Genomic DNA, 21,001 nt, shown 5'->3' on the forward strand with positions numbered 1-21,001 from the left:
AGGCCAGGCGCATGACGGGCGCTCGGCGGCCGACATGTACGGATCGGTCGGTGCGGGCCAGACGCTGCTGGCTGATCGAGCCTACGACAGCGATGCGCTGCGTGACAGCCTCGCCGCCCGTGGTGCAGTAGCCAACATCCGACCCATGCCGACGCGAAGGCGTGTTCCCGCCTTCGACGCCACCCTCTATCGCAAGCGCAACCGTGTCGAACGCTTCTTCAGCAAGATCAAACTCTTCCGAGCCGTTGCAACCCGGTATGACAAACGCGACGACAACTTCCTGGCATCCATCCAACTCGCCGCATTACGAATATGGCTGCGCACTTATGAGTCGGTGACCTAGGCGGTCGTCGGCAGCGACAAGGTGTCCTTCGCCATGGGCGGGCGGGCGTTCGATACGCTGGAGCAGGTTCGCACGCGCGACAATGGCCAGATCGAATGGCGCGTGCAGAATTCCGAATGCTACGTCATCGTCACGCTGACGCCCGTTCCGCCGGCCGGACCGGGCAAGACGACCTATGAGGTCGCCAATGTATCGGCCTGCGAGGGCAGCGATCTGGAAGGCGCAGAAACGGGCTTTTGAGGGCTTGGCCCTGAGCCTGTCGTGCTGTTGCCGATTTGCGCTGAGTTGGCCTAAAGACGTCCGGTGACGTTGCTGTCACCGGACTTTTTTGTTTTGATCAGCCCGAAATGGCGGCGAAGACCAGGTAGAACAGCGCCGAGATGGCCGCGGCTGAGGGCAGGGTGATGATCCATGCCCAGACGATGTTGCCGGCGAGGCCCCAGCGCACGGCCGTGACGCGACGGGCCGCGCCGACGCCGATGATGGCGCCCGTGATGGTGTGCGTGGTCGAGACGGGAATGCCGAGCCATGTCGCCGCAAAGAGGGTGATCGCGCCGCCGGTTTCCGCGCAGAAGCCCTGCATCGGGTTGAGACGGGTGATCTTCGAGCCCATCGTGTGCACGATGCGCCAGCCGCCCATCAGCGTGCCGAGTGCCATGGCCGCCTGGCAGGTGATGACCACCCAGAACGGCACGTAGAATTCTCCGCCGAGATAGCCCTGCGAGTAGAGAAGCACCGCGATGATGCCCATCGTCTTCTGCGCGTCGTTGCCGCCGTGGCCGAGCGAGTAGAGCGAGGCCGAGATGAACTGCATGACGCGGAAGGTGCGGTCGACGGCGAACGGCGTTTGCCGCACGAAGATCCAGGACACGGTGAGGACCAGGATCAGGGCGAGGAAGAATCCGATGGCCGGCGACAGGAAGATGGCGCTCGCCGTCTTGATCAGGCCGCTCCAGACGACGGCGTCGAAGCCGGTCTTGGCGAGGCCCGCGCCGACCAGTCCGCCGATCAGCGCGTGCGAGGAGCTCGAGGGAATGCCGAAGATCCAGGTCACGACATTCCAGATGATCGCGCCCATGAGGGCGGAGAAGATCACGAGCGGGCTGACGATGGAGGGATCGATGATGCCCTTGCCGAGCGTTTCGGCGACATGCAGGCCGAAGAACAGGAAGGCGATGAAATTGAAGAACGCCGCCCACATGACGGCATATTGCGGGCGAAGAACGCGCGTGGAGACGATGGTGGCGATGGAGTTCGCCGCGTCGTGCAGGCCGTTCAGGAAGTCGAAGAGCAGCGCGATGCCCACGAGGGCGATGAGCAGCGGCAGGGCGAGGGTGGCGTCCATCAGACGTTCTCGATCACGATGCCGCTGATCTCGTCTGCCACGTCCTCGAAGCGGTCGACCACCTTCTCCAGTTCGCTGTAGATCTCGCTGCCGATGATGTAAGCCATCGGGTCGGTCTTGCCGTAGGTCTTGAAGAGCTCCTTCACGCCCTGGTCGTGCAGTTCGTCGGAACGGCCCTCGACGCGGGTGACTTCCTGGGCGATGGCGCTGAGGCGGTCGGCATGAACGCCGACCTTGTCGAGCAGCGGAATGGCTTCGGCGACGAGATGGGCGGCCTTGACGACCGCCGCACCCATTTCCTGCATGCCGGGCTGGAAGCTCGTCTGCTCGTAGAGGCGGATCGTCTTGACCATCTTGTGCATCATGTCGATCGCGTCATCCATCGACTGGATGAGGTCCTTGATGTCGCCGCGGTCGAAGGGCGTGATGAAACTGCGGCGCACCGCAAGCAGGACCTCGGCCGTGATCGCGTCCGCCTCGTCTTCCAGCGCGACGATGCGGTCGCAGTGCTTTTCCATGTCCGGGCCGCCGGCCAGGACGGCCTGGAGCGCCTCGGCGGCGCCGACGACGGTGCGGGAATGCCGCTCGAAGAGATCGAAGAACCGGTCTTCACGCGGCATGAGTTTGCGAAACAGCGAGAGCATGGGTGCCCCTTACGTGGCTGGGGTTGTCATGTCGCTGTCATAATTCAGCGCCCATGCGCTGGAAAGCCCGGATTCGGGCTTGTCCCAATTCTCTCAAAGCCTGTGGAAAACTTCGATAGCCGGCTTACTGCACGATTTTGAAGGGCTGTTCGCTGATCGCGACGGCGCCGCTTGCCGTGTCGCGAAAGCGGTAGCGCAGCACGTAGTCGCCGGCCGGCGGGCCGCTGAGCTTGAGCGTCAGCTTGGCGAAGACCTCCTGGTTGCGCACCGTTCCCTTGAAATCGAAGGAGCCGAAGGCCTTCTGTTCGGCGAGTTTGGCGCCCTTCGTATCGAGCAGTTCGAAGTCGACGGTGAAGTGGGACTCCAGATTGCCGCCATCGCCCGCGCGCCAGGTGAGCCCCACCGGCTCGACGTAGGAGATCAAGGTTTCGCCGGACTTGAAGTCGGAGGTCGGGCGCGTGGCATACATGCCGTATCCCTCGGGCGGGGCCGCGACGAACACGGCCTTGCCGATGGTGAACGGAAGCGTGGCGGCGAAGGCGCCGAAGGCGTCGCGGATGGTGTTGTGGGCGCCCACGGGATCACCGGCCGCGGCTTGTTCCTCAGCTTTCCGGGCGGCATCGGCAAGCGGCCCGGCGAGCGCCGGTGATGCCAGGGACGCGGCGAGAAACAGGGGCAACAGTGACTTCGACACGAACATTCCGTCTTCCTCCAGCCGATTTCGGCAAGATGCGGAGAAGCGTGACAACAGTCAAGAACGCCTCGACGACTGTACCCGGTCAGCTTTTCCAGAACAGCGGCGTCAGGAGGACGAGCACGGTGAGGATTTCCAGGCGGCCGAGCAGCATGAGAAACGACAGGAGATAGAGTGCAGCGTCGTGGAAAATGGCGAATGAACCCGACGGGCCGATGGCCTCCGTGACACCCGGGCCGACGTTGGAGAGGGAGGTGGCGGCTGCCGAGATGGCCGTCAGCACGTCATAGCCCATGAGGCCGAGCAGAATGGCGCCGATCGCGGATAGGCTCACATAGGTCAGGAAGAACAGGAAGACGGTGCGCTGGAAATCGGCATCGACCGTCATCGTCCCGTAGCGCACGGCGTGGATGCCGTCGGGATAGATCAGGCGGTAGAGACCGGTGCGCATGAAGTTGAACAGGATGATCAGCCGATAGGCCTTGAGACCACCGGCCGTGGAGCCCGAACAGCCGCCCATGAAGGTCGCGACGAAGGCGAGCGCCACGATGAAATGGCCCCACTGCGTATAGTCGTCGCTGACGAAGCCCGTCGTGGACAGGATCGAGGACACGGTGAAGAAAGAGTGCGCCAGCGCCTCGTGGAACGAGACACCGTTCTGCAACCGCTGGAAGATGCTGGCGGCGATGGCGAACAGCACGAGATAGCCGAGGAAGACGCGGATCTGCGGGTCGCGCCAGGCATCGATCCGTCCACGCACGACGAAGAGGATGAGCACCGAGAAGGGCAGGCTGGAGAGCGTCATGAAGAACGTGGCGGCCCACAGGAGCGGCAGGCTCTTGAAGTAGCCGAAGGAGGCGTCATGCGTCGAAAGCCCGCCGGTCGCGACCGTGGACATGGCGTGGTTCAAGGCGTCGAAGCGGGTCATGCCAAGCGCGGCATAGGTGACGGCGCAGATCAGGGTGATCGCCACGTAGATGGCGAGGAAGGCGCGGGTATAGCTGGCGATGCGGGCAAACGGCTTGTCGGCGGTGTCGGAGGATTCGAGCTTGAAGAAGGACATGCCGCCGACGCGCAGGTAGGGCATGATGAAGAGGCCGAGCGCCAGGATCCCGACGCCGCCGAGCCAGTGCAGCAGCGACCGCCACATCAGGATGCCCGGGGGCGCGTGATCGAGGCCGACGATGACGGTGGAGCCCGTCGTGCTGATCGCCGAGACCGATTCGAAGAAAGCCTGCGCGTAGCTGAGCTTCATCGAGGACAGCCACAGCGGGATCGAGCCGATGATGCTGGCCGAAAGCCACAGCATGTTGACGACGAGAAAGCCCATGCGCTTGTTGAACGGCGGCGGGCCGGCACGGGTGGCCGCGGCCGTGGCAAGCGAAAGGCCGCCCGTGAAGAAGGCGGACAGGAAGAAGACTTCCGAATCGGGATGGCCGTAATAGACGTCGATGAAGGCCGGGACGAGCATCGCCACGGACATGTACATGCCCGCAATGGCGGCGATATTGATGGCGGAACGGAAGATCGTGGCGTTCAAGGTTGGTCTCGATGAGGCCATCTCGGCCAGGGCGGGTGGAAACCGTCGCGTCGATATGCCATAGCCTCTGCGACGTCCAAACTCAAGGACGCCCCAGGGGCGGGATCGGCGGCGGGATCGGTTGCGCCGCACCGCGCATGGGCGCGCCACGGGATCGTAAAAGGGCCGGAAGAATGATCGTCCTCGTCTGTCTCTGTCCTTGCCGAAGGCACGACATGCAGCCTACCGAACCGCATCCCAACCGAAGACGGACCACAGAATGACATCCGACGTCGACGCAGCCCTGGACGCCTTGCGCGGGCTCTTTCCCGAAACGCCGCTCCAGCTCAACGAACATCTCTCCGCCCGCTATGGTGCCGAGATCTATCTCAAGCGCGAGGATCTCTCGCCGGTTCGCTCCTACAAGATCAGAGGGGCGTTCAATTTCCTGCGCAAGGTGCTGGCCGATCCGCAGGGCGCGCGCAGTTTCGTCTGCGCGTCCGCCGGCAATCACGCGCAGGGCTTCGCTTTCGTCTGCCGCCATTTCGGCGTGCCGGGTGTGGTCTTCATGCCGGTGACGACGCCGCAGCAGAAGATCGACAAGACCCGCATGTTCGGCGGCGAATTCGTCACGATCAGGCTCGTCGGCGACTTTTTCGACCAGTGCTACAAGGCCGCCCGAGACCATGCCGAGGCCACCGGCGCGCTGATGGTGCCGCCCTTCGACCACCACGACATCATCGAGGGCCAGGCGACGGTGGCGGCCGAGATCGTCGCGCAGCTCGGCGAGGGCAGGCTGCCCGATCTCGTGGTGCTGCCGGTCGGCGGCGGCGGGTTGGCCTCCGGCGTCACCGGCTATTTCAGAGACGTGATCGATCCCTCGGGCTTCCTGTTCTGCGAGCCTGAGGGCGCACCGAGCCTCAAGCGCAGCCTGGAGAGCGGCGCGGTCGTGACGCTCGACAAGGTGGACAACTTCGTCGACGGGGCGGCGGTCGCGCAGATCGGTACACTCAATTTCGACGCCCTGAAGCGCTTTTCGTCCGACCAGGTGATGCTGCTGTCGGAGAATGCGATCTGCGTGACGATGGTCGACATGCTCAATGTGGAGGGCGTCGTGCTCGAACCTGCCGGGGCGCTGTCGCTGACGGCGCTGGAGGCGCTCGGACGTGAGGCGCTCGAAGGCAAGACGGTGGTCGCGGTCGTCTCCGGCGGCAATTTCGATTTCGAGCGCCTGCCCGACGTCAAGGAGCGCGCGATGCGCCATGCGGGCCTGAAGAAGTACTTCATCCTGCGGCTGGCCCAGCGCCCCGGCGCGCTACGGGATTTCCTCAACATGCTCGGCCCCGACGACGATATCGCCCGCTTCGAGTACCTGAAGAAGTCGGCCCGCAACTTCGGTTCCATCCTGATCGGCATCGAGACGAAGGCACCGGAGAATTTTACCGCGCTGAGGGCTGCCTTCGATGCGGCGGGGCTCGGCTATCAGGACATCACCGAAAACGAGATCCTCGCCAACCTCATCATCTAAAGCATTTCCAGCCGAAGCGGGATCGCTTCGGCATCGGACAATGCGGCAAAACAAAAGATGGAGCATTTCCGGGCAGTCTGTTTTTCAACGGAAATGCTCTGGGAGAACCGTCGGCATGGCGCTCTGCTCTTGGAGGGCGCTGTGGCCTGTGGTAGCAATCGGACATGGCTTCATTCTTCTCAAAACTCTTCGGTCGCGGCGGCGGCTCGGCATCTCCGGCAAAGGTTGCCGAGGAAACCGAGGCCTATAACGACCTTCTTCTTGTCGCAGCCCCGATCCAGGAGGGTAGCCAGTACCGTCTGGCCGGGCGAATCGAAAAGCACGACGGCGACAGGGTGCTGGTCCGCAGCTTCATTCGTGCGGACATCTTCACCTCGCGCGACGACACGGTGGCCACGGCGTTCCGCAAGGCCAGGCAGATCGCCGACCAGCATGGCGCATCGCTTTTTGCCGATGGCGTGGAAAGCCGGCAGGTCTGACGTCCGACCGACCGCAACAAGCCTTCCGAAAAATGGCGACCGTTGCGCAAGCGTGCTGGAGAACCGGCGTGTTTGCCTGTATCGGCTGAAACATCATTGAATACGGCCGCCCGGGAGGCGGTCGATGACGCGACGGGCCGGCCATGGGAACTGAAAATCTGATCCTGCTTCTCATCGAGGCCGGATTCTATTTCGTGTTCATGGTGGCGATCCTGCATATGCGCCACCAGCTTGGCATCGGGGTCTTCGTCGCGGCCCTCGGTGTGATGCACTTCCTCGAAACCTACCTTGCCGCCGTCTTCTATATCGAGCTGCCGTTCGGCGTGATCTCGCCGGGCTCATCCGTGCTGTTCTCCGGCAAGCTGATGATGATCCTGCTTCTTTACGTGAAGGAGGATGCGGCCGTCGTGCGCGCGCCGATCTACGGCCTTCTGGCCGGCAATTTCCTGACGGTGGGCCTAAGTTTCTTCCTGCGTCATCACCAGACCATCGGTGCCGTGCCGGGGCGCGTGGCGGATCTTGCCTTCATCGACGAGATGGGCTGGCTGATGCTTTGGGGCACCATGCTGCTCTATGTCGATTCGCTCGCCATCATCCTGCTCTACGAGCGCCTTGGTCGCGTCTTCAGGAAGAGCACGACCATGCGCTTCTTCGTCGCCGGCGTCGTGGTCCTGACCTTCGACCAGATCGGTTTCTACGCGGCGCTGAACTTCCTGAACGGGGCGCCGATCGCCGTTTTCTGGGGCGGCTGGATCGCCAAGATGATGGCGGCCTGCGCTTATGCCGTGCTCATCTCGGTCTATCTCTATTATTCGCGCATATCGGCCATTCCGGTCTCGCCGCGGCCGATCTCCGATATCTTCGCCGACCTCACGTTCCGCGAACGCTACGAGGACCTGCTGGATCGCTCGGGCCGCGATGCCCTGACCGGCGTCTACGATCGCAGCCGGCTGGAATTCGAGGCGCCGCGCATGCTGTCGTCCATGATGGCCGCGGGCAAGCCCATGGCGCTGATGATCGTCGACGCCGATCATTTCAAGGATATCAACGACCATTTCGGCCACCTTGCCGGCGACAGCGTTCTGAAAGACCTCGCCGGCCGCCTGCAAACCGTGATGCGCAGCGGCGATCGCCTCTTCCGCTTCGGCGGGGAGGAGTTCGTGGTGATCTGCGAGGATCTTGGGCCGGAGGCCGGGAGAGCGCATGCCGAGGCTCTTCGCGCGTTGGTGGAGGCGGACATCCGCCGACCGGACGGTGTCGCCGTCACGGTCAGTATCGGCGTGGCCAACAGCTACACCGACGGCACGACGCTCAATGCGTTGCTGTCGGCCGCCGATACCCGGCTTTATGCCGCCAAGAGCGCCGGCCGCAACCGGGTCGTTGCAGGCTAGATCCCGACATTCGGACGGTCGATGACCTCGCGCAGAGCAAAGCTCGAATTGATCTTCACGACATGGGGCAGGGCGGAGAGCCAGTCGCGATGGATGCGCTCGTAGTCCTCGAGGTCCTTCGCCGCGACGCGCAGGATATAGTCGTACTCCCCCGACATCAGATAGCAGACCAGGACGTTCGGACAGAGTTTCACGGCCGCCTCGAATTCGGTGAGCGTCTTGGCAAACTGGCCCGATAGCGAGATGTGCACGATGGCGATCATCTTGTAATCGAGCGCCTTGGCCGAGACGCGGGCATGATAACCGGTCACGACGCCGGATTTCTCAAGGATGTCGAGACGGCGCGAGCAGGCGGAGGGGGATAGTCCGATACGCTCGGCAAGCTCCGCATTGGATATGCGGCCATGCTGCTGAATGACTTTCAGGATCGCAGTATCGATGGCGTCGAGCTGAGACATTCGAATTTCCTTCGGAATCCACCCACTTTTTCGAATATTATTCGATATCTGCTGCCTGGGCAAAGCTGCTTTGCAAGGACATTGCGCACATCCTCTGCTTCCATGGACGTCCGCCGATACGGCGGGAGGAGCAACGGAAACAGACTGGGAAGGAACGCGCATGCGTGTCGGTTGTCCGAAGGAAATCAAGAATCACGAATATCGGGTCGGCCTGACGCCCGGCGCGGTGCGCGAATACGTCGCCCATGGCCATGATGTGATCATCGAGACAGGGGCGGGCTCCGGCATCGGCGCCGATGACGACGCCTATCGCGCCGCAGGCGCACGCATCGTCGCTTCCGCATCTGACATCTTCCAGAAGTCCGACATGGTGGTGAAGGTCAAGGAACCGCAGCCGAGCGAATGGACGCAGCTGCGCGACGGCCAGATCCTCTACACCTATCTTCATCTCGCGCCGGATCCGGAACAGACCCGCGGCCTGCTGGAATCGGGCGTGACCGCCATCGCCTACGAAACGGTGACGGACGACCGCGGAGGCCTGCCCCTGCTGGCCCCGATGTCCGAGGTTGCCGGACGCCTCTCCATCCAGGCAGGCGCCACCGCGCTCCAGAAGGCGAATGGCGGTCGTGGCGTGCTGCTCGGCGGCGTGCCCGGGGTGCTGCCGGCGAAGGTCGCCATCATCGGCGGTGGCGTGGTGGGCCTGCATGCCGCCAGGATGGCGGCGGGCCTTGGCGCCGATGTCGCGATCCTCGACCGCTCCATCCCCCGCCTGCGCCAGCTCGATGACCTCTTCGGCGGCCGCGTGCACACGCGCTACTCGACGATCGATGCGCTGGAGGAGGAGGTTTTCGCGGCCGACCTCGTCATCGGCGCCGTGCTCATCCCCGGTGCCGCCGCGCCGAAGCTCGTGACACGGGAAATGCTGTCGGGCATGAAGAAGGGCGCCGTCATCGTCGACGTCGCCATCGACCAGGGCGGCTGCTTTGAGACCTCCCATGCCACCACCCATTCCGATCCGACCTTCGAGGTCGACGGCGTGGTGCATTATTGCGTCGCCAACATGCCGGGCGCCGTGCCGGTCACCTCCGCGCATGCGCTCAACAACGCGACGCTGCATTACGGCCTGCAACTGGCTGACAAGGGCCTGAAGGCGATTGCCGAGGACAGGCACCTGCGCGCCGGCCTCAACGTGCACAGGGGCCGCGTGACGAACGGACCCGTCGCCGATGCGCTGGGCTATGAATCCGTCGCACCGGAGGCGGTGCTCAACGTCGCGTAAGACGCAGCTATCCCCGGAAACAGAAAAGGCCCGGAGCGATCCGGGCCTTTGGCGTTCTTCCGTGCGATCAGCGGACGAATTCGTCGATACGGCGCAGCGTGACGCGGCGGTTGCGCCATTCCTCGAGCTGCGTCTGCACCAGCAGATATTCCTCGCCGTAACCGACCGTTTCAAGGGCGCGGGCGGGGATGAGGAATTCGCGAACGAGGACGCGCTTCAGCGATTCGGCACGGCGTTCCGACAGGATCTGGTTGGATTCGAAGGAGCCGACCGCATCGGTATGGCCTTCGATGAGGAAAACCGCATGACGCCGGCGGCGCAGCAGCTGCTCCATGGCGCGCGCGATCTGCCGCACCTTGCGATATTCCGAATGCGGGATTTCGGCGGAGCCGAAGGCAAAGTTGATCGACTGGATATTGATGGAGGGGGCGGCGCCACGCAGGTCCGGCCGGCGCTTGAACTCGCGGATCGTCACGCGGTCCTGTTCGCGCATGCGCCGCGTCGGAGCGGCGTCGAGCCGGCGCAGGATGACGTCTGCCGACGGCGTTTCCTGGGCGAAGGCAAGGCTCGAAAGGGCCGGGGCGGCGAAGGCGGCGGAAAGCGCGGTCAGAAAGGCGCGGCGTTGCATGCTTGTCTCCTGTAGTGTTGATCATCTGTTGGCGTGAAAATGCCATCGTCGATCTGAAGCAAAGCTGAACCCGGCTTTTATCTCCCGTTCAGATTGCTTAACGGCCGGCGGACAAGCGCGCGGCTTCCGCCGCAGGTTGCGCTGCGGCCCTTTACGCAGGCGGAAGACAGTCGCGTTTGGCAAGCTCAAGCAATTCGGCATCCGAGAGCGGGACGAGCTGTGCATCCTCGGTGCCCACAGGCGAGAAGCCGAACATCTGGTAGAGCTGGAGCGCGCGCGGATGGTCGAGATTGTTCGTGGTGACGCTGACGCGTTTCGGTCCGAGCGTCCAGGCGGCATAGAGCGTCTGCAGCAGGAACCACTTGCCGATGCCGAGCCCGAGCGCGTGTTCGAACAGGCCGAAATGGGTGAGCTCGACGACATCGGCGTCGATCTGGAGGAGTTCGAAGAAGCCCGCCGGCGCGCCGTTCACGTAGAGCACGGTCACGCTGTTGCGCTTGTCATGCAGCGTCGCCGTCAGCGTCGCGTCGTCCATGCGCAGCCGGTCGACCCAGTGCCAGCGGCTGCCGACCTGCCGGTAGAGGAAACGGTAGAATGCGAGCGGAATGTCCGGCGCATTCAGGATGGCCGTGTGCACATTGACGGGCACCGGCAGGCTCTGCTTCGGCGGCGCGGTCATTTCAAGCGCCGTGATATGAACCGCGATGGGTGCGGGCGTGACCTTCCGTGCCATGGTCAGTCTTTCCCCGTCACGACAGGCGTGTCCTCGCGTCCGCCCCATTGCGACCAGGATCCGTCATACAGCGTGTTGTCCTCGTGCCCCAGCGAATGCAGCGCGAGCGTGATGATCGCGGCCGTCACGCCCGACCCGCAGCTCGTGACGACAGGCTTGGACAGATCTATCCCCGCGTCCTCGAAAAGCGTGCGGAGTTGATCGAGATCCTTGAAATGACCATCGACCGAGAACGTGCCCGACGGCATGTTCTTCGCGCCCGGCATATGGCCCGAGCGCATGCCGGCACGCGGTTCGGCTTCCTCGCCGGTGAACCGGCCCGCTCCACGCGCATCGGCGACCTGGCGCGCACGCGTCGTCACGATCCCGCGCATTTCCTCGAAGGAGGTGACGGCATAGGGATTGAAATTGGTGTGGAAGACGGCGGGGGCGGGTTCCGGAAGGTCCGTCTGGAGCGGCCGTCCCTCCTTCTTCCACCCGTCCAGCCCGCCATCCATGACGAAGACGTTTTTGGCACCCATCACCCGGAACAGCCACCAGACGCGCGGCGCTGTGAAGATGCCCGGGCCGTCATAGACGACGATCGCATCCGTGTCGGCAATGCCGAGCTTGCCGACTTCGGAGGCAAAAAATTCCGGCGAGGGTATGGTATGCGGCAGGCCGCTGGAATGATCGGCGATCACGTCCTGGTCGAAGAATACGGCGCCCGGAATGTGACCGCTCGCATATTCGGCAGCCCCGTTGCGGTTCTGCGCGGGCAGATACCAGGCGGCGTCCACGATGCGGAATTCCGGTGCGCCCAGCTGCTTTTCAACCCAATCCGCCGAAACGACGAACCTGCTCTTTTTCTTGGACATCATATCCTCCTCTCAGGCATCCGAACCCGGCGCACCGAAACGGATGCGGAACCGGCGGTTCTCCTTGCCCTTCTTGTCTATCTTCGCGATGTAGATGGCGCCGACCTCTTGCGTCTCGGACACGTGCGTTCCGCCGCAAGGCTGGCTGTCGACCGACGAATTCTCACCGATGCAGACCAGACTGACCCGGCCGAGGCCGCTCGGCGGACGCACGTTCTTGGATTTCACAATGCCGGGATTGGCCGCCAGTTCCGCATCCGTGATCCATTGTACGAAGATCGGGTGGTTTTCGCCGACGAGCCCCATCAGCTTCTCCGTCACCTCGTCCTTGTCGATGGTCTGCGCCATGTCGAAATCGACGCGGCTTTCGTCCTCGCCGACGGCTGCGCCGGTGATGGGGTAGGGGCAGACGACGGAAAGCAGATGGCAGGCCGTATGCATGCGCATCAGCTTGTAACGGCGCGCCCAATCGATGTGCGCGACAAGCGTTTCGCCCACGATGGGCAGGGTCTCGTCGGCCAGCGGGCGGTGGATGATGATATCCTTGGTGGCGCCGGTGACGGCCGGGCCGAGCGCGATGCGGCTGCCGTCGGAGCGCTCCAGAAAGCCAGTGTCGCCGGGCTGTCCGCCGGACGTGGCATAAAAACAGGTCTGATCCAGCTCGATGCCGCCATCGGCATGCACCGCCGTCACCACCGCCTCGTTTGTCGAAAGATAGAAATCGTCGCGAAACAGGGCGGTGGTGGCTATGGACATGAGACCTATTCGACCGGCTGGTAAGGGACCTTGATCCCCGATTTCGCCTTCAGCCATCCCGGGACGGGCAGGCCCTTCGAATCAAGGAAGTCCGGGTTGAAGAGTTTCGACTGATAGCGGTTAGCATAGTCGCACAGGATCGTCACGATGGTGTGGCCGGGGCCGAGATCCTTCGCCAGGCGGATGGCGCCGGCAATATTGATGCCCGACGAGCCGCCGACGGCGATGCCTTCGTTCTCGATCAGGTCGAAGATGAGCGGAACGGCTTCCGCATCCGGGATCTGGTAGGAATAGTCCGGTGTGAAACCTTCGAGGTTCGCGGTGATGCGGCCCTGGCCGATGCCCTCGGTGATCGAGCTGCCTTCCGACTTCAGTTCGCCATGGGCATAATAGTTATAGAGGGCGGCGCCATTGGGATCGGCGAGGGCGATCTTTATGTTCGGGTTCTTCGCGCGCAGGCCTTCCGCCACGCCGGCCAGCGTGCCGCCGGAGCCGACGGCGCAGACGAAGCCGTCCACCTTGCCATCCGTGTCGCGCCAGATTTCCGGCGCCGTCGTCTCGACATGGGCCGCGCGATTGGCGACGTTGTCGAACTGGTTGGCCCAGATCGCGCCGTTCGGTTCCGTCTTCGCCAGCTGTTCGGCGAGACGGCCGGAGAGCTTCACGTAATTGTTCGGGTTCTTGTAGGCGACAGCCGGCACCTCGACGAGTTCGGCACCGAGCCCGCGAATGGCGTCCTTCTTTTCCTGGCTCTGCGTTTCCGGGATGACGATGACGGCCCGATAGCCGAGCGCGCGGGCGACCAGCGCCAGCCCGATGCCGGTGTTGCCGGCCGTTCCCTCGACGATGACGCCGCCCGGACGCAGCTTTCCGGCCGCTTCGGCCTTGCGGATGATCGAGAGCGCCGCGCGGTCCTTCACGGACTGGCCGGGATTGAGAAATTCCGCCTTGCCGAGGATCTCGCAGCCCGTCGCTTCGGACGGCCCCTTGAGGCGGATCAGCGGCGTGTTGCCGATGGCATCCAGAACAGACGGAAGAATGGACATGGCAGACGAGCCTCGCATGTGGTTTGCCTTGGTGGGAAGCGTCTTTTCGGCCGGCAGCCGTCGGTTTGCAAGAAATCCTGTTCCTGCCAAGCACTCATCGTGAGGGATTTTTTCCACTGTCACGGTCAGGCGAGGGGGCGTGTATAGACCACCTGCCGAACATCGATGTTTTTCGCCCGAAATCCCGCTTCGCAATAATAGAAGTAGAACTCCCACAGCTTGCGGAACCGCTCGTCGAAACCGAGCGGAACGATGCGTTCCCACGCCGCCCAGAAGCGGTGCCGCCATTCGGCGAGCGTGCGGGCGTAATCGTGGCCGAAACCCATGTCGGAGGCGGTGAACAGGCCGGATTGGCGGCCGAGCGTGGCAAGGTGCTCCCGTGTCGGCAGCATGCCGCCGGGGAAGACATATTTCTGAATGAAATCGGGGTTGGCGCGGTAATCCGCATAGGCCTCCTGCAGGATGGTGATGATCTGCAGGCCGGCGCGCCCGCCGGGCTTCAGGCATTCGTGCAGCTTGGAGAAATAGGCCGGCCAGTACTTCTCACCCACCGCCTCGAACATCTCGATGGAAACGATGCGGTCATAGGTGCCTTTCTCGTCGCGGTAATCCTGGAACTTCAGCTCGACCCGGTCAGAAAGGCCCGCCCTGGCGATGCGCTCGCGGGCAAAGGCCAGCTGCTCGCGGCTGATGGTCAGGCCCGTGACCGTGCAGCCGATCTCACCCGCCGCGAATTCGGCGAAGCCGCCCCAGCCGCAGCCGATCTCCAGAACATGGTCCTTCGGGCCGATACCGGTCGCCTCCGCCAGCGCACGGTATTTTGCGACCTGCGCGGATGTCAGGTCGTTTGCGCCGCTCGTGTAAAGCGCCGACGAATAGGTCATCGTCGGATCGAGCCACTGGGAATAGAACTGGTTGCCGAGGTCGTAATGCGCCGAGATGTTGCGGCGCGCGCCGCGGCGCGTATTGGCATTCAGCCAGTGGCGGAACTTCTCGACGAGAAGAAAGAGGCCGCGCGGGCCGTTGGCATAGTTGCGCCCCACCTGCGGATTGACGAGGACGAGCTCAAGGAATGCGCCGGCATCGGGGCTTTCCCAGTCGCCGTCCATATAGCTTTCCGCGACGCCGATCGTGCCGCCGCTCACGGCGCGGTGAATGAGGTTCCAGTTGTTGAGCGTCACGGCGGCGGCCGGGCCGGGCCTTTCGCCTTCGATCACGAAGACTTGTCCGGCGGGCAACGTCATGGCGAGCGTGCCCGCCTCGATGTCCAGAAGTCCTTTCAGCACCATGCGCGCGCGCAGAGGCAAAGCTTTCGTGCGCTCGGCAAATGTCTCACGCGTCAGCCGCTCCTGGCCCGGAAACGCCGTTTCTGTAAGGTTTTTGGTCATCATCGATTGCCCCTCTGCCAACCCGATGTCGGGGAAGGCTAACGTCAATGTGGCGAAACACCAATACGAAAATCGTCCTGGAGTGGATCAACGACGTGCGGGAAAAGCACCCCGCTTTAACGACCCGTTAGCAAACATGGTTAATTTTGCGTCTATCGGGCGGCCCGTTGAAACCAATCTCGATGTCGCCCGTTGCATGTCCAGTTCGATCGTGAAGGAGGAGCGCTCATGTTTTTCGGATTTTTTCAGTCCAGCCCCGACAGGGACGACGACATCGCGACCGGCACCTATGCCGACGGCATGATGGAGGTGCTGCGCAGCGACCCCTCCGCCGTTTTGCGCGAGCGCAGCCGGGCATCCCGCAGCCGCCACGAGCGCGATTACGGCGCCGTGCGCACGGCCGGCCAGACCGGCGCGGGCATGGTCGCCTAAAATGTAAAGCCGGCGGGAACAAAGTGCGGCCTCAGCCGGTTTTTCGGTGTCAGCTTTACGAGGAGGCCCGCCATGACCCATCACATCGACAATCGCCAGTTGGGTAAAACACAGAGCCGGGCCGTCATCGACGTCGCGGCTCACTGCCAGAAGAATGGTGTCGACAAGGCGCAGGAACGCAAGCTGCTGACGCTGCTCGGCCGCTTCGCCAGCCGCCACGAACTCCAGATGAACATCAAGCGTCATCCAGAAAATCTGCGATGATCGGAAATAGAAGCGGACAGGCGCCGAGGGACTTTGCGTGCCCCACGGTGTCGTCTCGCAATACTTATCAATCAGAAACGAAAAAGGGGCCTCGCTTTACAGCGCGGCCCCTTTCAGAATCTGGCTCCCCGGGCCGGATTCGAACCGGCGACCTGTCGATTAACAGTCGAATGCTCTACCGCTGAGCTACCAGGGATCATCCGCTCGCTGCGGAGTGAGCGCGTAATACAAATGCCTGATCGATTTGCCAAGCGCTTTTTGACAAAAAAATGCAATGGGCTTGATTGATTGTGGAGAAGTCGCCAACTGGGTTGAGAAAGAGCCCTGGTATTCCGGGCGTTACAAGAAATGAGCCGTGAATGTCCGCGCGAAAATCCAACATGCATTTCGGTATCGATCCCAGGACCCGGGAGATCGTCATCGGTTCGCTCAGGATCAAATTGCCGGAATCGCGATGGATGCGAACGCTGATCGGGGTCCTTCTGGTCATCGGCGGACTTCTCGGCTTCCTGCCGGTGCTCGGCTTCTGGATGTTGCCGCTCGGCCTGCTTGTTCTTTCCCACGATTCCCATTTCGTGCGCCGGCAGCGCCGCCGCTTTGCCGTCTGGTGGGCGACGCGCAAGATGCGGCGCGACGGCCGCCGGTAGGCTTCATTGCCTCTCCCATCCGAACCTGCTCTAAACGCGAAGTTGATCGTGATGGGGAAAATGATGGAATTGCTTTTGAAGGGCGTCCTGATCGGGACGGGCGCCACGCTGCTGATGGATATCTGGGCGGTGCTGTTATGGAGGGTCTTCCGCCAGCCGCGCCCCAACTGGGCGCCCGTCGGGCGATGGTTCTGGCATCTGAAAAACGGCACGGTCTTTCACGACGATATCGCTCGCGCCGCGCCCTATGACCATGAACGCGCGCTGGGATGGATCGCTCATTATGCCGTCGGCATTCTTTACGGTGTGATTCTGGTGCTGATGGTCGGGCCGGGCTGGCTTGCCGCGCCCACCTTCCTGCCGGCCTGGATCTGGGGGATCGTCACGGTGGCCGCCGGCTGGTTTCTGCTGCAGCCGGGCCTCGGCATCGGGGTCGCGGCCTCAAGGCTGCCCAACGCCAACACCGTGCGCATCTTCAATCTGCTGGCCCATACGGTGTTCGGCTTGGGGCTCTACGGGACGGCGCTGCTCTTGCGCTGACATGTGAAAACGCCACCGCGGCCGAAGGCGACGGTGGCGTTTGTCTTGTTCTGCTTACCGGGCTGCGGCGACGCCGAGAATCAGGCCGGATGCGACGCTCAGCAGGAGATAGGTGTCGTCGACCTTCACCCACTGCTGGCCGCGGCCGGGCTTGCGCAGGCCGTGGCGGTGATAATCACGCACGGGCGGACGGCGCTTCCAATCCGAATAGCGCTGGCCCTTGCTCCAATGGGGCCGCTTCTTCTTGTAATCGTTCTTCTTCCAGGAGGAAGAATATCCGGGCTTGCGATCATGGCCATGCTGCTGGGCCTGTGCCATGGGTGCCACGGCAAAGGACAGGGCGACGGCGGCGAGCAGCGTGCGGGTGAAGAGCTTCATGTGGTGGTTCCTCGTTGTCGATGAGGACACCCTATTGCGGACGGGATGAACGAAAACTGAATGACAACATTACATTCCTGTAAGGAAAACAATATATTAGATTGGTCTTTTTAATGCGCTGCATCGACTATCCCGGCGCGGGTAGGGTGGTGACGCCCTGTTGCGCCGGATGGAAGGGCGGCCGTAACGAAAAAAGGATGGCAATCGCAGCGAAGCCCCTTGCGCCCTTTCTCAATTCGTTCTAAACGCCCGGCACCACTCGCTTTATAGCAAACGGACGGCCTCGTGGCGGAGTGGTTACGCAGAGGACTGCAAATCCTTGCACCCCGGTTCGATTCCGGGCGAGGCCTCCACTCTCTTCCCTCAACATGCATCGATGTCGGATGGTCGCGCTGCGACCTATTTTGCCGAGGCGTCGGAACGTTTCCGCGGCAGATGGATTTTCCTCGCGTCATTAGCTTGAAGGAGGAATCCATGAAATCGCTATCCGACATTTTCGAACATACGCTGCAGGACGTCTATTACGCGGAGAACGCCATCACCAAGGCTCTGCCGAAAGTGGCGAAGGCCGCCGGCAGTGCGGAGCTGCGCAAGGCTGCCGAAGAGCATCTTGCGGAGACAAAGGAGCAGATCAAGAAGCTGGAGCAGGTCTTCAAGTCGATCGGCAAGACGGCGTCAGGCGAAAAGTGCGATGCCATCGAAGGGCTGATCAAGGAAGCCGACGGCCTGATGAAGGAAGCCAAAGGTACGGCTCTCGACGCCGGCCTGCTGGCCGCCTGTCAGGCTGTCGAGCACTACGAGATCGCGCGCTATGGCTCGTTGCGGGAGTGGGCGAAGGACCTCGGCCATGACGAGGCCCACAAGATCCTGAGCGAAATCCTCGACCAGGAGAAGGCGACGAACAACAAGCTCACGAACCTTGCCGTTACCGCCATCAACAAGACGACCACCAGGGCAAAGGCTGCCGCCTGAACGGCAGAGCGCTTAATTGAGCTAACTTTCATGAGGGGCACACCGCAGGGTGTGCCCCTCATGCGTTTATTGCGCTGGGGCGCCTTCCAGGCCGACAAGGGCGATCTTGCCGTAGCCTGCGGCGCGCAGCAGGTTCATGACATCCATGACGCTGCCATAGTCGACGCTCTTGTCGGCGCGCAGCAGGATCCGGGTGTCCTTGTTGGCTTCGGTCACCGCATCGAGTTCGGGGCCGAAATTATCGCGCGCGATCTCGCCATTGCCGATGGAGACCGTGAGATCCTTCTTCAGCGTCATGAAGACCGGCTTGTCCTCGCGGGGCGTCGGCCGGGCGACGGAGGAGGGCAGGTCGACATTGATATCGACGGTGGCCAGCGGGGCCGCGACCATGAAGATGATGAGCAGAACGAGCATGACGTCGATGAACGGCGTCACGTTGATTTCGCTGTTCTCCTCGAGATCGTCGCCGCCGCCTTCCTTGATCTTGCTGGCCATGACGTTACCCGACCTTCGCGATGGTGCCTGCGGCGCGCTGGGCGTGCTGGCGGTGGGCGCGGCGCACATCGAGGTCGCGGCTGGCAAGCCGTTCGATTGCGGCAGAGGCATCGCCGAGCCTCTGGCGGTAGCCGGTGATGGCGCGGGCGAGGAAGTTGTAGATCACGACGGCCGGGATGGCGGCGACGAGGCCGATGGCGGTTGCCAGCAGCGCCTCGGCGATACCGGGCGCGACGATGGCAAGGTTCGTGGTCTGGGCCTTCGAGATGCCGATGAACGAGTTCATGATGCCCCAGACCGTGCCGAACAGGCCGACGAAGGGCGCCGTCGAACCGATGGTCGCAAGCAGGCCCGTTCCCTTGGCGATGCTGCGGCCGGCATGGATTTCCATGCGGGCGAGACGCGATGCGATGCGCTCCTTCACGCCGCCGTCGGAGACATGATCGAGCACGCCTTCCGACGCACTCATCTCCGCGCGTGCCGCCTGTGTCATCCGACCGACGACGCCGCGGCCGACGGCCGCTTCGCCATCCGCCAGACCGCGGGCGGCAACGAGTTCGCGAACGGCGAGGCTCGCCGAACGCTGGGCCGCCCCAAGTTCGGCCAGCTTCACCAGCAGCACCGTCCAGGTCACGATCGAGGCGAAGGCGAGGCCGAGCATCACGCCCTTCACCACGATATCCGCCGCCATGAACATGCCCCAGGGCGACAGGTCGTGCGGGAGGCCGGCTTGGCGCTCCTCACCCGCGGCCTCGTCGGCATCGAGCGCATCGAGTTCGGTGGCGCCCTCGATCGTGTTGTCCGTCGTTGCCGGCTGCGTGTTGGTTTGCGTCGTAACCGCCGGCGTGGAGCCTTCGCTCTGGCCAGCCTCCGGCTGGCCTTCCGTCTGGACCGACGGGGTCTGTGCCTGCGCCAGAACCATATGCGGGGCGGTGATCGCCATCAGGATGATCGCGAAAAGCAGTCGAGACCGTTTCAGCACGGCGTATTCCTCTTGCATCTTCAAGTTCAAGAGCCCGGTGGGGCAGGGACACGGCGCTGGCGCCGTAAAACATGAGTGTCCAATACGACATTTACGGTGCGGGAGGCAATAATATGTTGACTCTATTATTCATGATAAAATGACGGCAATCCGGGCCTGGTAGGGCGTCATCGGCAAAGGGCGCGGTTTTTGCGCGCAATCGGCTTGCGCCACTGGACACCCGGCCCGAAAGCGCACTAAGAGAACTGCGATGCATCCGGCACGGGACCGGGCCTTTGCGCCGGTTCACGCCGTCTCACTTCAAGGGCTAGAGATGATTGACTACAAAGCAGCGCGCACGAAGATGGTGGACAACCAGATCCGTACGACGGATGTGACGTCGCACGACGTGCTTGATGCCTTCCTGACCGTCGCGCGCGAGGAGTTCGTGCCCGCGGCCGCAAAGCCGCTCGCCTATATCGACAACGATATCCAGATTGCGCCCGGCCGCTACCTGATGGAGCCGTCGCCGCTCGCCAAGCTCATCCAGCTCGCCGAGATCGCGGCAAGCGACGTGGTGCTGGAAGTGGGCTGCGGCACGGGGTATGCCTCGGCCATCCTGTCGCGTCTGGGCAGCTCCGTCGTGGCTCTCGAAAGCGATACGGACCTTGCTGCAACCGCGACCGAAACGCTCGCGCGCCTCGGCTACGACAATGTCGCCGTCGTCACCGGCGATCTCGAGGCCGGCTATGCGGCTGAAGCCCCCTATGACGTGATCTTCGTGCATGGTGCCGTCGAGTTCGTTCCCGACGCGCTTTTCACGCAGCTGCGCGACGGCGGCCGCCTCGTCGTGGTGGAAGGCTACGGCAATGCCTCGCAGGCCCGCCTTTACATCAAGGAAGGCGGCCATGTTTCCGAGCGCTATGCCTTCAATACGGCGGTCAAGCCGCTGCCGGGCTTCCGCAAGGCCAAGGATTTCGTTTTCTGACGAGATTTTGTCAGGAAGGATTCGAGGAGCCCGCAGCACCCGTTGCGGGCTCTTTCTTTTGCCGGGCCGCAGGTCATTGCTCCGCCCGTGGCCTTGGCAGGGTAAACAAATCTGTGCATCACTGATGACACATGATTCGCGGCGATTTAGTTCGTCTGCGAACTCGCCTAGGGTCTTCGGCAGGTCCGGCCCGCCACGTCTTGTACGCCGCGGCCGCCGCGAGAGAACGGGGATAG

General features: G+C 63.0%; 26 protein-coding genes and 2 tRNA genes. 13 read left to right on the forward strand and 15 right to left on the reverse strand.

The window, feature by feature from the left end; translation table 11 throughout:
• On the forward strand, positions 1 to 343 hold a 343-nt coding region (locus GR158_RS19340), incomplete at its 5' end, for a transposase (RefSeq protein WP_160872236.1).
• Positions 344 to 364: 21 nt separating this feature from the next.
• On the forward strand, positions 365 to 583 hold the full coding sequence (locus GR158_RS19345; RefSeq protein ID WP_160872237.1) for a hypothetical protein: 219 nt from the start codon (positions 365 to 367) through the stop codon (positions 581 to 583).
• A 97-nt stretch (positions 584 to 680) separates the two neighbouring features.
• Here GR158_RS19345 and GR158_RS19350 read toward each other — a convergent pair whose 3' ends face one another.
• From GR158_RS19350 to GR158_RS19365, 4 genes are all read right to left on the reverse strand, one after another.
• Positions 681 to 1,688: an inorganic phosphate transporter gene (locus GR158_RS19350; protein ID WP_134651877.1), complete on the reverse strand. Its 1,008-nt coding sequence runs from the start codon at positions 1,686 to 1,688 to the stop codon at positions 681 to 683.
• Positions 1,688 to 2,332, reverse strand: a complete 645-nt coding sequence (locus tag GR158_RS19355) for a DUF47 domain-containing protein (protein ID WP_134651875.1) — start codon at positions 2,330 to 2,332, stop codon at positions 1,688 to 1,690. Before GR158_RS19355 ends, GR158_RS19350 begins: the two co-directional genes overlap by 1 nt.
• A 124-nt stretch (positions 2,333 to 2,456) precedes the next feature.
• A complete protein-coding gene (locus tag GR158_RS19360; protein WP_160872238.1) occupies positions 2,457 to 3,032 on the reverse strand; it encodes a hypothetical protein in 576 nt (191 codons plus the stop codon).
• Between the two features lie 79 nt (positions 3,033 to 3,111).
• Positions 3,112 to 4,566 (reverse strand): TrkH family potassium uptake protein, encoded by a 1,455-nt coding sequence (locus tag GR158_RS19365; protein ID WP_134651871.1) that lies wholly within the window; start codon positions 4,564 to 4,566, stop codon positions 3,112 to 3,114.
• 259 nt (positions 4,567 to 4,825) lie between these two features.
• Between GR158_RS19365 and ilvA the strand changes: the two genes are divergently transcribed.
• From ilvA to GR158_RS19380, 3 genes are all read left to right on the forward strand, one after another.
• Positions 4,826 to 6,073 carry a threonine ammonia-lyase gene (gene ilvA / locus GR158_RS19370; protein ID WP_160872239.1) on the forward strand — a complete coding sequence of 416 codons (1,248 nt, stop codon included), beginning with the start codon at positions 4,826 to 4,828 and terminating at the stop codon, positions 6,071 to 6,073.
• A gap of 164 nt (positions 6,074 to 6,237) precedes the next feature.
• Positions 6,238 to 6,552 carry an HlyU family transcriptional regulator gene (locus tag GR158_RS19375; protein WP_134651867.1) on the forward strand — a complete coding sequence of 105 codons (315 nt, stop codon included), beginning with the start codon at positions 6,238 to 6,240 and terminating at the stop codon, positions 6,550 to 6,552.
• A gap of 143 nt (positions 6,553 to 6,695) precedes the next feature.
• Positions 6,696 to 7,943: a diguanylate cyclase gene (locus GR158_RS19380; protein WP_160872240.1), complete on the forward strand. Its 1,248-nt coding sequence runs from the start codon at positions 6,696 to 6,698 to the stop codon at positions 7,941 to 7,943.
• Here GR158_RS19380 and GR158_RS19385 read toward each other — a convergent pair.
• Positions 7,940 to 8,401: an Lrp/AsnC family transcriptional regulator gene (locus GR158_RS19385; RefSeq protein ID WP_134651863.1), complete on the reverse strand. Its 462-nt coding sequence runs from the start codon at positions 8,399 to 8,401 to the stop codon at positions 7,940 to 7,942. The genes GR158_RS19380 and GR158_RS19385 overlap by 4 nt on opposite strands.
• A 160-nt stretch (positions 8,402 to 8,561) precedes the next feature.
• Between GR158_RS19385 and ald the strand changes: the two genes are divergently transcribed.
• A complete protein-coding gene (ald, locus tag GR158_RS19390; RefSeq protein WP_160872241.1) occupies positions 8,562 to 9,680 on the forward strand; it encodes an alanine dehydrogenase in 1,119 nt (372 codons plus the stop codon).
• A 67-nt stretch (positions 9,681 to 9,747) separates the two neighbouring features.
• Here the strand turns inward: ald and GR158_RS19395 are convergent, their stop codons facing one another.
• From GR158_RS19395 to GR158_RS19420, 6 genes are all read right to left on the reverse strand, one after another.
• Positions 9,748 to 10,308 carry an OmpA family protein gene (locus GR158_RS19395; RefSeq protein WP_134651861.1) on the reverse strand — a complete coding sequence of 187 codons (561 nt, stop codon included), beginning with the start codon at positions 10,306 to 10,308 and terminating at the stop codon, positions 9,748 to 9,750.
• 151 nt (positions 10,309 to 10,459) lie between these two features.
• Positions 10,460 to 11,041 carry a GNAT family N-acetyltransferase gene (locus GR158_RS19400; RefSeq protein WP_160872242.1) on the reverse strand — a complete coding sequence of 194 codons (582 nt, stop codon included), beginning with the start codon at positions 11,039 to 11,041 and terminating at the stop codon, positions 10,460 to 10,462.
• A 2-nt stretch (positions 11,042 to 11,043) separates the two neighbouring features.
• A complete protein-coding gene (gene sseA, locus GR158_RS19405) occupies positions 11,044 to 11,898 on the reverse strand; it encodes a 3-mercaptopyruvate sulfurtransferase (RefSeq protein ID WP_160872243.1) in 855 nt (284 codons plus the stop codon).
• 12 nt (positions 11,899 to 11,910) lie between these two features.
• A complete protein-coding gene (locus GR158_RS19410) occupies positions 11,911 to 12,654 on the reverse strand; it encodes an alanyl-tRNA editing protein (RefSeq protein ID WP_202402365.1) in 744 nt (247 codons plus the stop codon).
• Positions 12,655 to 12,659: 5 nt separating this feature from the next.
• Positions 12,660 to 13,700: a cysteine synthase A gene (locus GR158_RS19415; protein WP_160872244.1), complete on the reverse strand. Its 1,041-nt coding sequence runs from the start codon at positions 13,698 to 13,700 to the stop codon at positions 12,660 to 12,662.
• Positions 13,701 to 13,825: 125 nt separating this feature from the next.
• Positions 13,826 to 15,091, reverse strand: a complete 1,266-nt coding sequence (locus tag GR158_RS19420; RefSeq protein WP_160872245.1) for a cyclopropane-fatty-acyl-phospholipid synthase family protein — start codon at positions 15,089 to 15,091, stop codon at positions 13,826 to 13,828.
• A gap of 225 nt (positions 15,092 to 15,316) precedes the next feature.
• Between GR158_RS19420 and GR158_RS19425 the strand changes: the two genes are divergently transcribed.
• Both GR158_RS19425 and GR158_RS19430 read left to right on the forward strand, forming a co-directional pair.
• Complete coding sequence (locus GR158_RS19425) at positions 15,317 to 15,520, forward strand: hypothetical protein (protein WP_160872246.1); 204 nt, start codon at positions 15,317 to 15,319, stop codon at positions 15,518 to 15,520.
• Between the two features lie 72 nt (positions 15,521 to 15,592).
• A complete protein-coding gene (locus tag GR158_RS19430) occupies positions 15,593 to 15,784 on the forward strand; it encodes a hypothetical protein (protein WP_134651849.1) in 192 nt (63 codons plus the stop codon).
• 121 nt (positions 15,785 to 15,905) lie between these two features.
• Here GR158_RS19430 and GR158_RS19435 read toward each other — a convergent pair.
• Positions 15,906 to 15,980, reverse strand: a tRNA-Asn gene (locus tag GR158_RS19435).
• Positions 15,981 to 16,143: 163 nt separating this feature from the next.
• Between GR158_RS19435 and GR158_RS19440 the strand changes: the two genes are divergently transcribed.
• Both GR158_RS19440 and GR158_RS19445 read left to right on the forward strand, forming a co-directional pair.
• Positions 16,144 to 16,431 (forward strand): hypothetical protein, encoded by a 288-nt coding sequence (locus GR158_RS19440; RefSeq protein ID WP_134651847.1) that lies wholly within the window; start codon positions 16,144 to 16,146, stop codon positions 16,429 to 16,431.
• Between the two features lie 60 nt (positions 16,432 to 16,491).
• Positions 16,492 to 16,971 (forward strand): DUF2938 domain-containing protein, encoded by a 480-nt coding sequence (locus tag GR158_RS19445; protein WP_160872247.1) that lies wholly within the window; start codon positions 16,492 to 16,494, stop codon positions 16,969 to 16,971.
• Between the two features lie 54 nt (positions 16,972 to 17,025).
• Here GR158_RS19445 and GR158_RS19450 read toward each other — a convergent pair whose 3' ends face one another.
• Complete coding sequence (locus GR158_RS19450) at positions 17,026 to 17,349, reverse strand: RcnB family protein (protein WP_160872248.1); 324 nt, start codon at positions 17,347 to 17,349, stop codon at positions 17,026 to 17,028.
• A 279-nt stretch (positions 17,350 to 17,628) separates the two neighbouring features.
• On the opposite strand from GR158_RS19450, the gene GR158_RS19455 reads away from it, so the two are divergent.
• Positions 17,629 to 17,702 (forward strand) — tRNA-Cys (locus GR158_RS19455).
• Positions 17,703 to 17,823: 121 nt separating this feature from the next.
• Positions 17,824 to 18,321 (forward strand): ferritin-like domain-containing protein, encoded by a 498-nt coding sequence (locus GR158_RS19460; RefSeq protein WP_134649234.1) that lies wholly within the window; start codon positions 17,824 to 17,826, stop codon positions 18,319 to 18,321.
• A 66-nt stretch (positions 18,322 to 18,387) separates the two neighbouring features.
• On the opposite strand, the gene exbD is transcribed toward GR158_RS19460, so the two are convergent.
• Together exbD and exbB are read right to left on the reverse strand one after the other, a co-directional pair.
• Positions 18,388 to 18,816, reverse strand: coding sequence for a TonB system transport protein ExbD (gene exbD / locus GR158_RS19465; RefSeq protein WP_160872249.1), 429 nt, complete (start codon positions 18,814 to 18,816; stop codon positions 18,388 to 18,390).
• A gap of 4 nt (positions 18,817 to 18,820) precedes the next feature.
• Positions 18,821 to 19,798, reverse strand: a complete 978-nt coding sequence (gene exbB / locus GR158_RS19470; RefSeq protein WP_371731763.1) for a tonB-system energizer ExbB — start codon at positions 19,796 to 19,798, stop codon at positions 18,821 to 18,823.
• Between the two features lie 316 nt (positions 19,799 to 20,114).
• On the opposite strand from exbB, the gene GR158_RS19475 reads away from it, so the two are divergent.
• Positions 20,115 to 20,765, forward strand: a complete 651-nt coding sequence (locus tag GR158_RS19475) for a protein-L-isoaspartate O-methyltransferase (protein WP_160872307.1) — start codon at positions 20,115 to 20,117, stop codon at positions 20,763 to 20,765.
• Positions 20,766 to 21,001: the final 236 nt, after the last annotated feature.

The organism is Shinella sp. AETb1-6, from assembly GCF_009826875.1.
Lineage (GTDB): Bacteria > Pseudomonadota > Alphaproteobacteria > Rhizobiales > Rhizobiaceae > Shinella > Shinella sumterensis.